Raw genomic sequence first — 14,174 nt, forward strand, 5'->3', positions numbered from 1 at the left:
ACCGTCCCCACCCCGCCTGCACCCCCGCCCGCGCCCCGAGGTCCAGCGGCGGCGGTCAGGAGGCGGTCAGGAGGTGCGGCCGCCCAGCCGGGGCACGCCCGGCCCGGCCGCGGCCTGCGCCGCCGCCGCGTGCTCGGTGCCGGCGTGGCGGGTGCGCCAGTACGGGTTGTCGTGCGGCAGCTTGCTGCTCACCCGGCCGTACATGCCGAAGGTCGCGATGACGAAGCCCATGACGAAGCTGAAGATCACGTTGGGGATGCGGAACGCCAGCAGGTTCGCGTCCGAGTCGAGCAGCGCCAGGTTGACGAAGCCGCTGAGCACGAAGAGCACGCCGACGGCGATGTTGACCGTCGAGGCGGTGTTGCCGCCGATCACGGCCCCGGCGATGAGCACCACCGCGAAGACCACGGAGATCAGGCTCAGCAGGCCGTTGCTGGAGAGTCCGGCCACCTGCTCGCCGCTCGTGCTGAAGAAGGACAGGCCGTCGGCGAGGCCGAGGCAGCCGAAGACCAGCAGCACCGCCCCGCAGAGCCCGGCGCCGATGCGGTAGACCTGTGCCAGCCGGTGGTCGACGGGGAGTTCGTCGCGGAGATCCATGGCCGTGCTCCCTTCGGGATGCGGGACGCGCCGTCCCGTGACCATCCTGAGTGGCATGCACCGGAAGCCTCAGTCGCACCGGTGGCGCACCGTTTCAGGCCGATCGCGCCACCCGACCCGTCCGGCCCCGGGCACCGCTCCGAAGAGAGAGGAAGGGAGGCGGGCACGATGGACGAACGAACCGCACGCGCCGGCCGTGAGGCCCTCGTGGAGCTGATATGCCGGGCGGTGTGCACCGGCGACGGACACCGGGTCGACGCCCTGCTCACCGTGCTGGAGGCGGTCGCCGACACCCCGCTGCTGGACCGCCTCGCCACGGCACTCGGCGGGCCCGCGCTCGTCCCCGCGGCCCGCGCACCGGTCCGCTGAACGGCCGGCCCCTGGTCCGCCGGGGCACCGCCGGGCACGTGTCAGGACATCGCGAGGGACGACAGCACGGCCAGCCCGTCCGCGAGGGTCTTCGGCCGCACCGTGCCGGCGATGCGGCCCGTGCCCGCCCAGCCGGGACCGGCCAGCAGCACCGCCGGGCGCGCCCGCGCACCGCGCGGCCCCCAGGCGGTCGCCGCGGCGAACTGCGCCAGCCGGACGTCGGCCGTCGTCCGCGACTGCGACCAGACCAGCACCGCCGACGGCCCGATCCGCCGGACGGCCTCGGTCAGCGCCTCCGCCGGCACCGCCGGCCCGAACATCCGGAACGGCACCCCGCGGCCCGACAGCCCCGCCGCCACGGCCTCCAGCGGCAGCGAGTGCAGCTCGGTCGGCATGCAGGCCAGGAGCACCGGGGCCGTCGGCACCGCCGGATCCGTGCAGCTGGTGATCCGCCGCAGCGCCCCGGAGACGTGCCAGGACAGCAGGTGCTCCACCTCGACGTAGCGCTCGCCCTCGGCCAGCCACTTGCGGCCCACCGCGCGCAGCGCGGGCATCATCACCTCGTCCCAGGCGGTCACCAGCCCGAGGTCGTCGACGGCCCGGTTCAGCATCCGCTCGACCGACGGGGCGTCGAGCCGCACCGCGGCCCGTCCGAGTCCGCGGCACTCGGGGCGCACGGTGCCCAGCGGCAGCGCCCGGCTGCCGCCGGGCTCCCGCGGTTCCGGGCCCGCGCCCTTGCGGGCCGTCGGCGCGACGCCCTCCAGGGCCAGCCGGGCCGCCTCGGCGGGTGGCACCCCGCGGGCGGTGAGCCGGCACATCGCCTCCAGCACGGCGACGTCGCCCGGGCTCCACCGCCGGTGCCGGCCGGCCTCGTGACCGGTCGGCCCGATGCCGTACCGCCGCTCCCAGGAGCGCACGGTGGTGGGCGAGACGCCGAGCCGACGGGCGACTCCCCCGGTCGTGATGCTGGCCTCCGCGAGGGAGGCCGACAGGTCGTTGAAAGTCTCCACGCCCGCACCGTACGCCTGCCGGACCCGCCGCCGGGCGGAACACGCACGAACGGTGCACAGGCGCTGCGAGGTGCGGTCGGCGCGGCCCGGGCGGAGGGTGGGGGCAAACCCCCCGGGCGGTGGACGTCCCGGTGCCGCCCGGGGCGGTCCGAGGAGGTCGTCCGCCGTGACCGTCGCCGCCCTGACCGCGCAGGAGCGGTCGGCCCTGGCCGGGATCGAACACCGCACCCGCCTGGCCGACCCCGCGTTCGACCGCAGGATGCGGCGCCGCCGCGGGCGTGCGGCCCTGCTGCTGTGGCGGCCGCGCGTGCTCACCGCGGTGATCGCCGTCCTCGCGGCGACCGCCGCCGGCTGCGCCCTCCGGGCGGCCACGGGCGTCCCGGAGGCAGCCGTCCTGGCCGGGGCCGCCGCGGCCGGCACCGCGGCGGCCTTCCGGCGTCTCGCCCGCACCGTCCCCTGACGGCCCCGGCCTCCCCCGCCGGGGCCGCGGGCCCCGTGGCCGGTCAGCGGCGCGGCGGCAGCGGCAGGAAGCCGCTCGTCCGGGCCACGTACGCGTCCCAGCCGGGCTTCGTCGACCCCATCTGCCGCTCCAGCATCGGCTTGCCGCTGCCGAAGGCCAGCAGGTACGTCATGAGCACCGGGCTCAGCACGAACGCCCAGCCGACCGGCGCCTGCGCGACCAGCAGGAAGAGGCCCCACCAGACGCAGGCGTCACCGAAGTAGTTCGGGTGCCGGGTCCAGCGCCACAGGCCGCGGTCCATCACCTGCCCGCGGTGCGCCGGGTCCGCCTTGAACCGGGCCAGCTGCCGGTCGCCGACCGCCTCGAAGAACAGCCCGACCGCCCACAGCGCGGTGCCCGCCCAGGCGAGCGGCCCGAGCGCGTCCGGCAGGTACTGCGCGGCCTGCACCGGCAGCGACACGAACCAGACGATGGCGGCCTGCAGCAGGTAGACCATGCGCAGCGCGTACCGGGTGCGCGGCCGCCCGGCCGGGGCGCGGGAGAGCATCCGGGCGTAGCGCGGGTCCTCCCCGGCGCCCCGGGCCCGCAGGCCGATGTGCACGGAGAGCCGGACGCCCCACACCACGACGAGCAGGGTGACGAGCAGGCGGCGGCCGTCGTCGCCGTGCCCGGCGGAGAGCCCGTACCCGGTGAGGGCGACCGCGGTGTACGCCAGGCCCCAGGCGGTGTCCACGCCCCGGTGCCGGCCGGTGCGGACGCCGACGGCGAACGCCGCGAGCATCACCGCCAGCACGGCGCCCAGGGTCGCCGCCAGGTTCACCGCGAAGGCCGCGCCGTTCACGTCGCCACCGCCGCGTACCAGCCGGCCGGGGTGGCGGGCACCCCGGCCGTGCCGGTGTCGTCGGGCCGGACGGCGAGGATCTGGTCGACGCCCATCCGCCGCTCGGCGAACGCCAGCGAGCTGCCCGCCAGGTAGAGCTGCCACAACCGCACGGTGGGCTCGCCCACGAGCGCGGTGAACTCGGTGCGGCGCTCGCGGAGGGTGTCGTGCCAGGCGTCGACGGTGCGGGTGTAGTGCTCGCGCAGCGCCTCCACCTGGCGCACCTCCAGCCCGGCGCCCTCCAGCAGGTCGACCGTGCGGCCGACCGGGCGCATGTGCATGTCCGGAGCGATGTACGTCTCGATGAACGCCCCGCCGCCCGGGGCGGAGGCCCCGCGGGACATCTGCTGGACGAGCAGCCGGCCCTGCGGGCGCAGCAGGCCGGAGAGACGGGCGGCGAACGCCGGGTACTGCTCGTCGCCGACGTGTTCGCCCATCTCGATGCAGCTGACCGCGTCGTACGGGCCGTCGGCGATGTCGCGGTAGTCGCGCAGCCGGATCTCCACGCGGTCCTGGAGGCCGGCCTCGGCCACCGCGGCCGTCGCGTAGGCGTGCTGACGGCTCGACAGGGTGACGCCGGTGACCCGGGCGCCGTGGTGGCGGGCGGCGTGCAGGGCGAGGGCGCCCCAGCCGCAGCCGACGTCGAGGAGCCGGTCGCCGGGCCGCAGCCCGAGCTTGCGGCAGACCAGGTCGAACTTCGCGGCCTGGGCGGCGGCCAGGCCCTGCCCCTCGGCGGTGTAGTACGCGCAGGAGTAGGCCATCGCCGGGCCGAGGAGCAGCGTGTAGAACGCGTTGGAGAGGTCGTAGTGGTGGCTGATCACGGCCCGGTCGCGGCGGCGGCTGTGCGGCGAGCCGGTCACGGCGGCCCGGCCGCCGGGCGGTGCGGGGCGGGGGCCGATCGCGCCGAGCCGGGCGGCGGCGGTGAGCAGCCGCGGCCAGTCGCCCGGGGACGGGCGGACGGGCCCGCGGCCGGCGAGGGCGCGCCGTACGGTGCCGAGGTTCGTGGCGAGGTCGCCCTCCACGTCGAGTTCGCCGGTGATGTAGGCGTCGGCGAGGCCGAGTTCGCCCGGCTGCCAGAGGAGCCGGCGCAGGGCGCGGCGGCTGCGCAGCACGACGGTGGGGGCGTCGTCGGGGCCCGTGGTGGAGCCGTCCCAGGCGCGGACGCGGAACGGCAGCGGTGCCCCGAGGAGGTCGGTGAGCAGCGGGTCGAGGAGCGCGGCGGCGGTCATCGGGCGTCCCCCTCGCGGGTGAGCAGGAGCTGCTGGACGTCGAGGTAGCCGGTGCGGAAGCCGGCCTCGGAGTAGGCGAGGTAGAGCTCCCAGGTGCGGCGGAAGACCTGGTCGAAGCCGAGCGCGCCGACCTCGGCGGCGCGCTCGGTGAAGCGCTCGCGCCACAGGCGCAGCGTCTCGGCGTAGTGCGGGCCGAAGCCGTGGGTGCCGGTGACGCGCAGCGTGGTGTGCCGGGCGGTGGTCCGGTCGATCGCCTGCACGGAGGGGATCAGGCCGCCGGGGAAGATGTACTTGAGGATCCAGGTGTAGGTGTTGCTGCTGGCGATCATGCGGTCGTGGGGCATGGTGATCGCCTGGATCGCGACCCGGCCGCCGGGGGCGAGCACGCGGTCGACGGTGCGGAAGTAGACGGGCCAGAAGGGCCGGCCGACCGCCTCGATCATCTCGACGCTGACGACGGCGTCGTACTCGCCCTCGACGGCGCGGTAGTCGCAGAGGCGCACCTCGGCGCGGTCGGCCAGGCCGGCGTCGGCGATGCGGCGGCGGGCGAGGTCGAGCTGTTCCTCGGAGAGGGTTAGGCTGACGACGGTCGCGCCGCGGGCGGCGGCGCGCAGGGCGAGTTCGCCCCAGCCGGTGCCGATCTCCAGGACGCGGCTGCCGGGGCCGACGGCGGCGAGGTCGAGCAGCCGGTCGATCTTGCGGTGCTGGGCCTCGGGCAGGGCGTCCCGGGCGGCGGTGACGGTGCCGTCGGGGGCCTCCGGGAAGAGCGCGGAGGAGTAGGTCATCGTGCGGTCGAGGAACAGCGCGAAGAGGTCGTTGGAGAGGTCGTAGTGGTGGTGGATGTTGCGGCGGGCGTTGTCGGCGGTGCCGAGCTCCCCGGCGGGGGGCCGCTGCACGTAGAGGCGGCGCAGCCACTGGGCGCCGGTCGGCACGAGGGTCTCGGGCGCGGTGGCGAGCACGGTGAGCAGGCCGACGAGGTCGGGGGCGTCCCAGTCGCCGGCCTGGTACGACTCGCCGAAGCCGATCAGGCCGGTGGCGCCGACGCGGTGCAGGAAGGCCTCGGGCCGGTGCAGGCGCAGCACGGGGGCGCCGGCCGGGGCCGGTACGAGGAGGCTGCCGTCGGGCATCTCGACGCGCAGGCCGCGGCGCAGGGCGACACGGCGCAGCAGGCGTTCGGCGACGGCTGCGCGCAGCGGGCCGCGGGGCACCCGTGCGACGTCCGGCCAGCGGTCCGGGTCCACGGCGTGCGTGGCGGTCTCGGCGGGCGCCGCGGGCTGCGGCGGGACGGTCGTCGGGACGGTCTGGAGGGCGGGCCGGGTCACGGGGCGGACACCTCTTCGGGGGATGCGGGGCGGACGTCGGTCTCGGTGGTGCGGGGGGCGGGGCGGGTCTGCGGCCGGGGGTGCACCGGCAGGCCGCGCAGGTACAGCCGGATGCCCTGGTAGCGGATGTGCAGGCTGACCGCGAGGGTGGAGAGGGGGTGCCGGGCGGCGGCCCGCAGCAGGGCGCGCGGTCCGGCGGGGGTGCGGCGGCCGTGCACGGTGGCGAGGAACGGGCTGCCGCCGTCGCGGTCCAGACGGATGCTCAGGTCGAGCCGTTCGGCGGGCTCGGGGAGGGTCATCCGGTAGCGCCCGTCGACGGGGAAGAACGGGGAGACGTAGAACTCCTTCGCCGTCTCCGCCCGGCCGTCGGCGTCGGGGTGCAGCAGGTAGCGGTGGTGGCCGCCGTAGGTGTTGTGGACCTCGGCGACGGTGCACAGCGGCCGGCCGTCGGCGTCGCGGCACCAGTAGACGGTGAGCGGGTTGAAGACGTGGCCGAGGGAGCGGGCCTGGGTGAGCATCAGCACCTGCCCGGTGCCGAGGTCGATGCCGTGCGCGGCGAGGTGGCGGGCGAGGTCGGCGCGCAGCCCGGCCGCCGGGCCGCCGGGGTGGTCGGCGGCGCGGAAGCGGGCGAGCGGGCGCAGCACCCGGGGCAGCCGCGGCGGCCGGTCGGGGTCGATCAGCCACAGGTAGGTGCGGTGGCGGAAGGCGTGCCGGAGCGGGGCGGTGCGGACGTGGGTGATCCGGCACTCGTAGAGGGCGGCGCCCCAGGGGCCGGGCAGGGCGGGGTTCATCGCACGCCCGCGCGGTGCGCGTCGGCGGTGGGGAGGCCCGCGGCGAGGAGTGCGGCGGCCGCCTGGACGCCGGAGCGGCAGCCGTCCTCGTGGAAGCCCCAGCCGTGGTAGGCGCCGGCGAAGGCGGTGCGGCCGGTGGAGAGGGCGGGCAGGCGGCGCTGGGCGGCGACGCTCGTGCCGGTGTAGACCGGGTGCGCGTAGACGGTGCGGGAGACGACGTGGTCGTCGGCGACGGGGTGGCGGTCCTCGTTGAGGGTGACGAGGTAGTCCTCGGCGGTGTCGAGGCCGAGGAGCCGGTTGAGGTGGTAGCTGACCTGCACGCCGTCGGCGGTGTCGTCGCAGTCGGCCATGCGGTAGTTCCAGGAGGCGCGGGCGCGGGGGGCGGTGGGCAGCCGGGAGGCGTCGCGGTGCAGCACGGTGGGGTTGCGGGAGTACCGGAAGGCGCCGAGCACGTCGGCCTCGTCCTGGGTGGGTTCGGCGAGCAGGCGCAGTGCCTGGTCGGCGTGGGTGGCGACGACGACGGCGTCGGCGGCGGTGCGGCGGCCGTCGGCGGTGGCGATCTCGACGCCGTGGGCGTGCCGGTGGACGGCGCGCACGGGGGTGTCGCGGTGCACCGCGGTGAGGCGGGCGGCGATCCGTTCGACGTAGGTGCGGGAGCCGCCGACGACGGTGCGCCACGTCGGCGAGCCGGTGACGCCGAGCATGCCGTGGTTCTCCAGGAACGCGAAGAGGTAGCGGGCCGGGTAGTCGCCGGCGAGGTCCGGGGCGCAGGACCAGACGGCGGCGACGACCGGGGTCATGAAGTGCTGGACGAAGTACGGGCCGAACCGGCCGTCGGCGAGGAAGTCGCGCAGCGACGGGTCGCCGGCGCCGGGGTCGGCGAGGAGCCGCCGGGCCCGGCGGTGGAAGCGCGGCACCTCGGCGAGCATCCGCAGGTAGCGCGCGTGCAGGAGGGCTCCGGGGCGGGCGACCAGGCCGGACGGGCCGCGGGCGCCCGCGTACTCGAGGCCGCAGCCGGCGCACTGCACGGACATGCTCATGTCGCTGTCGCGGGTCTCGACGCCGAGTTCGGCGAACAGCCGGATCAGGTGCGGGTAGGTGCGCTCGTTGTGCACGAGGAAGCCGGTGTCGAGCGGCACGGTGCGGCCGTCCGCGCCGACGGCCTCCTGGGTGTGGGCGTGCCCGCCGAGCCGGTCGTCGGCCTCGAACAGTTCCACGGCGACGCCGGCGCGCTCCAGCTCGTACGCGGCGGTCAGCCCGGCCACGCCGGCGCCGACCACCGCCACGGTGCGCCGGGCGGGATCCCGCCGGTCCGTGCTGCCGTCAGCGGTGTGCGGGACGGTACCGGGCACTGTCACGAGGCCCCCTCCGGTGCGCGGGCCCGTACGCTGCCGGGCCACTCCTTGCCTGTCACCGGCACTTCGGAGCGGCGCGGGGGGCGGATTGGTCCGTTCGGCGGCGCGTTCCGCGGCGGACGCCGTCCGGGGGCCGCGGGGCGCGGCACGCAGCCGGGCCCCACGGCGCCCGCGGCACCTCAGTCGAACGGCAGCAGCATCACCGGGTCGCCGCTCGGACGGGCCGAGCCGCCCGCGGGCTCCACGGTGACGCCGATCCCGGCGGCCCCGTCGATCGGGCCCTGCAGCAGCAGCGAGCCGTCCGAGGCCGGCAGCAGGCCGGCCGGCCGCATCGTGCCGGCGTCGTTGAACCACAGCTCGTACGTCTTGCCCTCCGGCAGCGCCGGCATGCCGGCCGCGAGGAACCCGGCCTGGCCGCGGCTCTCCGACCAGACGACGGTGCCGACGCCGGACCCGGCGGCAGCGGTCGCCGTCCGGGCGTCCGGTGCGGTGAGCAGGCCGGAGAAGCGGTCCTGCTGCTGCTGGAGCTGCGCGGCGCGCGCGTCGGCGTCCTCGGCCCGGTCGTGCTGCTGCACGGCGAGCCCGCCGAGGGCGGCCGCGAGCGCGACCGAGGCGGCCAGGGCGAACTTCGGCCACTGCCGGGCGAGGCGCCCGCGGCGGCGGCCGCCGCTCTCCGGCGCCGCGGTCGGCGGGGCGAGCTGGCGGACGGATCCGATGCCCGCCATCACCCGGGCCCGCAGCTCGGCGGGCGGCGCGGCCGTCTCGGCCGCACCCAGCCGGGCCAGCGTCGCGGCGAACTCCCGGACCTCCTGGTCGCAGGCCGGGCAGGCGGCGAGGTGCCGTTCGAACTCGTCGCGCTCCGCGCCGTCGAGGGCGTGCGCGGCGTACGCGCCGGTCAGCGTGTGGAGATCGGCTCCGATGGTCATGCTCCCACCCCCAGGCAGTCGCGCAGCCGGATCAGACCGTCCCGCATCCGCGTCTTGACGGTACCCAGCGGCGTGCTCAACATGTCCGCGACCTCGCGGTACGAGTAGCCGCGGTAGTAGGCCAGGGTCACCGACTGGCGCTGCAGCTCGGTCAGCGTCTTCAGGCAGCGCCGCACCTGCTCGCGCTCCATCCGGCCCTCGACCTGCTCGGCGACCTCGTCGAAGGCCGGCATGTGCGACCGCGCGGCGACCCGCTGGTCACGGTCGGCGGCGGCCTGCGCCGCCCGTACGCGGTCGACGGCGCGGCGGTGCGCCATCGTCAGCACCCACGACATGACCTCGCCGCGCTCCGGCTGGTAGCGGGCGGCGGTGCGCCACACCTCCAGCATGACCTCCTGCGCGACCTCCTCGGACTGCGCGGGGTCGCGCAGGACACGGCGGATCAGCCCCAGCACCGGGCCCGCCACCGCGTCGTAGAGCCGGCCGAAGGCATCCTGGTCGCCGAACGCCACCTGGGCGACGAGCTCCTGCAGGTCGGGGCCGCGCCGGTGCGGCCCGGAGAGGTGGACGACGGTGTTCAACGCGCCGCCCCCCGGGGTCGTGCCGCACGGGCGCGGAGCCGGCCGGCGGGGCGGATGGCGGACATGGAGGACCTCCGTGAGCATGGTGGGCCGTGCCGGTGGACGGGAACGGCAGGAGTCGTCGGTACGTGGTGTTCGGAGCCGTCACCCCGGCGGATTGCCCGTCCGGAGGAATTCCCCGCCGGAGTCGGCGACGCTGCCACACCGGACGGAGAATGGACCAATCCGGCGGCCCCGGCCGCTCCGGATCCCCCGGAACGAACCGCTCCGCGCCACCTCAGGAGGCCGCACCGTGCCGCCCGCGCCCCGCCGCCCGCTCCCGCTGTTCGACGTCCGGGAGATCTACGCGGAACCGGCGGCCGCCGCGTCGCCCCGCGGCCGGCAGGTGCTGGAGCGCTTCCCCGGCGCCCGCGTGGTCGAGGTGCCCTCGCACTGGCGGATCCCCCACCTGCACGGCAACGCCGGCAACGTCGAACGCTGGGCCCGGGTCAAGAGCGAGGTGCTGGTGCTGGGCGTCAAGAAGTCGCTCGCCGCCCGGCCCAACGGGCGCTCCGCCGACTGGATCGCCCCCAGCTCCGCCAACGGCTGCGCGCTCGCCTGCGCCTACTGCTACGTGCCGCGGCGCAAGGGCTACGCCAACCCGATCACCGTCTTCACCAACATCGACCGGATCGTCTCCTACCTCGCCGGCCACGTCCGCCGGCAGGGCCGCAAGCCCGCACCGAACCAGTGCGACCCGCACGCCTGGGTGTACGACATCGGCGAGAACAACGACTGCGCGGTCGACGCCCTGATCTGCGACAACACCGCCGACCTCGTACGGGCCTTCCGGCACTGGCCCACCGCCAAGGCGTCCTTCGCCACCAAGTGGGTCAACCGCGACCTGCTCGCCCTCGACCCGCGCGGCCGCACCCGCATCCGGTTCTCCCTGATGCCACCCGCCGACGCCCGCCTCCTCGACATCCGCACCACCCCCGTGCCGGACCGGATCCTCGCCGCGGGCGACTTCCTGGAGGCCGGCTACGAAGTGCACTTCAACCTCTCCCCGGTGGTGCTGCGGGACGGGTGGCAGGCCGACTGGGCCGAGCTGCTGCACCGGATGGACGACATGCTGCCCGCCTCCGTGAAAGCCCAGGCCGCCGCTGAGATCATCATGCTGACCCACAACCGGGACCTGCACGAGGTGAACCTCGGCTGGCACCCGAAGGCCGAGGACCTGCTCTGGCGGCCCGCCCTGCAGGAGGCCAAGAAGTCCGGGAACGGCAGCTGGAACGTCCGCTACCGGGCCGGGGGCAAGGCCGCCGCCCTCGACGTGCTCCGCACCCTGATCGACCGGCACGCGCCCTGGCTGAGGGTGCGGTACGCCTTCTGACCCACCCCCGGGAGAGCGCCATGCACGAGCAGCCCACGCAGGACCGTCCGCCGCAGGAGTCCGGCGTCCCGCCCCGGCACTGCCTGGTCACCGGCGCGACCGGCTACATCGGCGGCCGCCTGGTGCCCGAGCTGCTCGCCGCCGGCCACCGGGTGCGCTGCCTCGTCCGCGACCCCGGGCGCCTGCGCGACCACCCGTGGCGGGCCGACGTCGAGACCGCCACCGGCGACGTCACCCGGCCCGACACCCTCACCGGCGCCTTCGAGGGCGTCGACGTCGCCTACTACCTCGTGCACGCCCTCGGCACCGGCCCCGGCTTCGAACGCACCGACCGGGAGGCCGCCCGCGCGTTCGGCGCCGCCGCCGCCAGGGCCGGCGTCGGCCGCATCGTCTACCTCGGCGGCCTCACCCCCGCGGGCGTCCCCGCCGCCGAGCTCTCCCCGCACCTGCGGTCCCGCGCCGAGGTCGGCCGGATCCTGCGCGACAGCGGCGTCCCCACCGCCGAACTGCGGGCCGCCGTCATCATCGGCTCCGGCTCCGCCTCCTTCGAGATGCTGCGCTACCTCACCGAGCGCCTGCCGGTGATGGTGACGCCCAACTGGGTCGGCACCCGCATCCAGCCGATCGCGGTCCGCGACGTGCTGCGCCACCTCACCGGCGCCGCCCTGCTGCCGCCCGACGTCAACCGCACCTTCGACATCGGCGGGCCCGACGTGCTGACCTACCGGGAGATGATGATGCGGTACGCCGCCGTCGCGGGGCTGCCCCGCCGCGTCATCGTGCCCGTGCCGGTGCTGACCCCGCGGCTGTCCGGGCACTGGGTCGGCCTCGTCACCCCGGTGCCCAACTCGATCGCCCGGCCGCTCGTCGAGTCGCTGCGGCACGAGGTGGTCTGCTCCGAGCACGACATCGCCCGGTGGATCCCCGACCCCCCGCAGGGGCCGATCGGTTTCGACGAGGCCGTCCGGCTCGCCCTGCGCCGCATCCGCGACGCCGAGGTCACCACCCGGTGGTCGTCGGCCTCGCTGCCCGGCACCCCCAGCGACCCGCTGCCCACCGACCCCGACTGGGCGGGCGGCAGCCTCTACGAGGACGTCCGCGAACGCACCGTCGACGCCTCCCCGGACGCCGTCTGGCGGGTCGTCGAGGGCATCGGCGGCGACAACGGCTGGTACTCCTTCCCGCTCGCCTGGGCCCTGCGCGGCTGGCTCGACCGCGCCGTCGGCGGGGTCGGCCTGCGCCGCGGCCGCCGCGACCCCGCCCGGCTGCGGGTCGGCGACTCCCTCGACTTCTGGCGCGTCGAGGAGATCGAACCCGGCCGGCTGCTCCGGCTGCGCGCCGAGATGCGGCTGCCCGGACCCGCCTGGCTGGAGATCGGCGTCGCCCCCGACGGCACCGGCGGCACCGTCTACCGGCAGCGGGCGCTCTTCCACCCGCACGGGCTCGCCGGCCACGCCTACTGGTGGTCGGTGGCGCCGTTCCACGCCGTCGTCTTCGGCGGGATGGCCCGCAGGATCACCGAGAGCGCCGTCACCGGCGGCGGATCGGTCGCCTGACTGCACGTCACCGCCGGTCGGAGCGGTCCGCGCTGAGTCTCGTTCACTCGGACGGGTGAGGTGGAAGATCGCACCAATCCACCGTGGCCCCAGGGCCGAATGGGGGGTGTGAGCACCGAGGGAACACCCGACACCGAGCCGGCCGACCCGCCGCGCGGCCGCCGCACCCGTGTGCTGCGGCTCGCCGCGGCAGCCGCGACCGGCCTGGCCGCCGCCGCGGCCGCGGTCGGCACGGGCGAGCTCGTCGCCGCCTTCACCGGGCCCGACGCCTCTCCGGTGCTCGCCGTCGGCTCGGCCGCCATCGACCTGACCCCGACCCCGCTCAAGGAGTACGCGGTCCGGACGTTCGGCACGAACGACAAGCCGGTGCTGCTGGGCGGCATCCACCTCACCATGGCCGCCCTCGCCGTGGTCGCGGGGCTCGTCGCCCTGCGCCGCCCCGCCCTCGGCGCGGGCATCGTCGGCGCGTTCGGCGCCGTCGGCGTGTGGGCCGCCCTCTCCCGGCCCACCGCGACCGCCGCCGACGCCCTGCCCTCGCTCGCCGCCGGACTGGCCGGCGCCGCCGTGCTGCACCTGCTCGCCCGGCGGCTGCGCACCGCCTCCCCCCGGTCCGGGGCCCCGGCCGCACCCGGCCCGGCCCGGCGCACCCTGCTCGCCGCCACCGGCGGCACCGTCGCCGCGGCCGCCCTGGCCGGGGTCGGCGGGCGCAGGCTCGCCGACAGCCGGCAGGACGTCGGGGCCGCCCGCGGCGCCGTACGGCTCCCCCCGCCGGTCCGCCCCGCCGCAGCCCTGCCCCGCGGCGTCCACCCCGGGGTCGCCGGCCTCACCCCCTTCACCACGGCGAACGGCGACTTCTACCGGGTCGACACCGCCCTGACCCTGCCCCGGATCGACCCGCGCCGCTGGTCGCTGCGGGTGCACGGGCTCGTCGACCGCCCCCTCCTGCTCTCCTTCGACGACCTGCTGCAGCAGCCGCTGGAGGAGCTCGACGCCACCCTGGTGTGCGTCTCCAACGAAGTCGGCGGCACGTACGCCTCCACCACCCGGTGGCTCGGCGTGCCGATCGCCGGACTGCTGCGACGCGCCGGGGTGAGGCCCGGCGCCGACCAGTTGCTCGGACGCTCGAAGGACGGCATGACCATCGGCACCCCGATGGACGCCCTCCTCGACGGGCGGCGCGGCCTGCTCGCCCTCGCCATGGACGGCGAACCGCTGCCCGTGGCCCACGGCTTCCCCTGCCGCACGGTCGTCCCCGGCCTGTACGGCTACACGTCGGCCACCAAGTGGCTGGTCGACCTGGAGGTCACCACCTTCGCCGCCCACGACCCGTACTGGGTCAGACGCGGCTGGGACCGGACGGGGACGGTGCGCACCGCCTCCCGGATCGACGTCCCGGCCCCCTTCGCCCGCGTCCCCGCCGGGGACGTGACGGTCGCCGGCACCGCCTGGGCCACGCACCGCGGCATCGCCGCGGTCGAGGTCCGCACCGACGGCGGTCCCTGGACCCAGGCCCGGCTCGCCACCGACGCCGGCCCCGACCTGTGGCGCCAGTGGACGTACGAGTGGCGCGGGGCCCGGCCCGGCACCCACCGGATCGAGGTCCGCGCCACCGACACCGCCGGCGCCGTCCAGACCGAGGAGCGCACCCCGCCCTTCCCCTCCGGGGCAACAGGCCTGCACAGCACCGTGGTGACGGTCACCTGACCTGCCCGGCCCGCCACCGCAC

14 protein-coding genes are annotated in these 14,174 nt (G+C 76.4%); 5 read left to right on the forward strand and 9 right to left on the reverse strand.

Features of this window, described 5'->3' with window-relative positions; genetic code table 11:
- Positions 1-66: 66 nt before the first annotated feature.
- Positions 67-597, reverse strand: a complete 531-nt coding sequence (locus SNE206_RS29800; protein ID WP_407916621.1) for a DUF4383 domain-containing protein — start codon at positions 595-597, stop codon at positions 67-69.
- Positions 598-765: 168 nt separating this feature from the next.
- Here SNE206_RS29800 and SNE206_RS29805 point away from each other — a divergent pair, with 168 nt between their 5' ends.
- Positions 766-966 (forward strand): hypothetical protein, encoded by a 201-nt coding sequence (locus SNE206_RS29805; protein ID WP_407916622.1) that lies wholly within the window; start codon positions 766-768, stop codon positions 964-966.
- 41 nt (positions 967-1,007) lie between these two features.
- On the opposite strand, the gene SNE206_RS29810 is transcribed toward SNE206_RS29805, so the two are convergent.
- On the reverse strand, positions 1,008-1,976 hold the full coding sequence (locus tag SNE206_RS29810) for a MerR family transcriptional regulator (protein ID WP_407916623.1): 969 nt from the start codon (positions 1,974-1,976) through the stop codon (positions 1,008-1,010).
- Between the two features lie 166 nt (positions 1,977-2,142).
- Here SNE206_RS29810 and SNE206_RS29815 point away from each other — a divergent pair, with 166 nt between their 5' ends.
- Complete coding sequence (locus SNE206_RS29815) at positions 2,143-2,436, forward strand: DUF3040 domain-containing protein (protein WP_407916624.1); 294 nt, start codon at positions 2,143-2,145, stop codon at positions 2,434-2,436.
- Positions 2,437-2,479: 43 nt separating this feature from the next.
- Here SNE206_RS29815 and SNE206_RS29820 read toward each other — a convergent pair whose 3' ends face one another.
- The 7 genes from SNE206_RS29820 to sigK form a co-directional block, all read right to left on the reverse strand.
- On the reverse strand, positions 2,480-3,217 hold the full coding sequence (locus SNE206_RS29820) for a DUF1295 domain-containing protein (RefSeq protein WP_407916674.1): 738 nt from the start codon (positions 3,215-3,217) through the stop codon (positions 2,480-2,482).
- A gap of 56 nt (positions 3,218-3,273) precedes the next feature.
- Complete coding sequence (locus SNE206_RS29825; RefSeq protein WP_407916625.1) at positions 3,274-4,545, reverse strand: class I SAM-dependent methyltransferase; 1,272 nt, start codon at positions 4,543-4,545, stop codon at positions 3,274-3,276.
- Positions 4,542-5,867 carry a class I SAM-dependent methyltransferase gene (locus SNE206_RS29830; protein WP_407916626.1) on the reverse strand — a complete coding sequence of 442 codons (1,326 nt, stop codon included), beginning with the start codon at positions 5,865-5,867 and terminating at the stop codon, positions 4,542-4,544. The genes SNE206_RS29825 and SNE206_RS29830 overlap by 4 nt, the downstream gene beginning before the upstream one ends.
- Entirely contained in the window at positions 5,864-6,658 is a 795-nt protein-coding gene (locus SNE206_RS29835) for a DUF1365 domain-containing protein (protein ID WP_407916627.1), read from the reverse strand. Before SNE206_RS29835 ends, SNE206_RS29830 begins: the two co-directional genes overlap by 4 nt.
- Positions 6,655-8,010, reverse strand: coding sequence for an NAD(P)/FAD-dependent oxidoreductase (locus tag SNE206_RS29840; protein ID WP_407916675.1), 1,356 nt, complete (start codon positions 8,008-8,010; stop codon positions 6,655-6,657). The genes SNE206_RS29835 and SNE206_RS29840 overlap by 4 nt, the downstream gene beginning before the upstream one ends.
- Positions 8,011-8,192: 182 nt before the next feature.
- Positions 8,193-8,939, reverse strand: a complete 747-nt coding sequence (locus tag SNE206_RS29845; protein WP_407916628.1) for an anti-sigma factor domain-containing protein — start codon at positions 8,937-8,939, stop codon at positions 8,193-8,195.
- Complete coding sequence (sigK, locus tag SNE206_RS29850) at positions 8,936-9,520, reverse strand: ECF RNA polymerase sigma factor SigK (RefSeq protein ID WP_407916629.1); 585 nt, start codon at positions 9,518-9,520, stop codon at positions 8,936-8,938. The genes SNE206_RS29845 and sigK overlap by 4 nt, the downstream gene beginning before the upstream one ends.
- 292 nt (positions 9,521-9,812) lie before the next feature.
- Between sigK and SNE206_RS29855 the strand changes: the two genes are divergently transcribed.
- The 3 genes from SNE206_RS29855 to SNE206_RS29865 all read left to right on the forward strand — a co-directional run bounded on the left by SNE206_RS29855 (position 9,813) and on the right by SNE206_RS29865 (position 14,152).
- Positions 9,813-10,892, forward strand: coding sequence for a spore photoproduct lyase family protein (locus SNE206_RS29855; protein WP_407916630.1), 1,080 nt, complete (start codon positions 9,813-9,815; stop codon positions 10,890-10,892).
- A gap of 20 nt (positions 10,893-10,912) precedes the next feature.
- Entirely contained in the window at positions 10,913-12,448 is a 1,536-nt protein-coding gene (locus tag SNE206_RS29860) for an SDR family oxidoreductase (protein WP_407916631.1), read from the forward strand.
- 99 nt (positions 12,449-12,547) lie between these two features.
- Positions 12,548-14,152 (forward strand): molybdopterin-dependent oxidoreductase, encoded by a 1,605-nt coding sequence (locus SNE206_RS29865; RefSeq protein WP_407916632.1) that lies wholly within the window; start codon positions 12,548-12,550, stop codon positions 14,150-14,152.
- Positions 14,153-14,174: the final 22 nt, after the last annotated feature.

This window comes from Kitasatospora sp. NE20-6 (genome assembly GCF_045862635.1).

What these genes read in the sequence shown, in the direction of transcription:
- SNE206_RS29835 (WP_407916627.1), bottom strand. Translation starts at nt 6,658, where the DNA reads ATGAACCCCGCCCTGCCCGGCCCCTGGGGCGCCGCCCTCTACGAGTGC.
- SNE206_RS29860 (WP_407916631.1), top strand. Translation starts at nt 10,913, where the DNA reads ATGCACGAGCAGCCCACGCAGGACCGTCCGCCGCAGGAGTCCGGCGTC.
- SNE206_RS29800 (WP_407916621.1), bottom strand. Translation starts at nt 597, where the DNA reads ATGGATCTCCGCGACGAACTCCCCGTCGACCACCGGCTGGCACAGGTC.
- SNE206_RS29865 (WP_407916632.1), top strand. Translation starts at nt 12,548, where the DNA reads ATGGGGGGTGTGAGCACCGAGGGAACACCCGACACCGAGCCGGCCGAC.
- SNE206_RS29820 (WP_407916674.1), bottom strand. Translation starts at nt 3,217, where the DNA reads ATGCTCGCGGCGTTCGCCGTCGGCGTCCGCACCGGCCGGCACCGGGGC.
- SNE206_RS29805 (WP_407916622.1), top strand. Translation starts at nt 766, where the DNA reads ATGGACGAACGAACCGCACGCGCCGGCCGTGAGGCCCTCGTGGAGCTG.
- SNE206_RS29845 (WP_407916628.1), bottom strand. Translation starts at nt 8,939, where the DNA reads ATGACCATCGGAGCCGATCTCCACACGCTGACCGGCGCGTACGCCGCG.
- SNE206_RS29825 (WP_407916625.1), bottom strand. Translation starts at nt 4,545, where the DNA reads ATGACCGCCGCCGCGCTCCTCGACCCGCTGCTCACCGACCTCCTCGGG.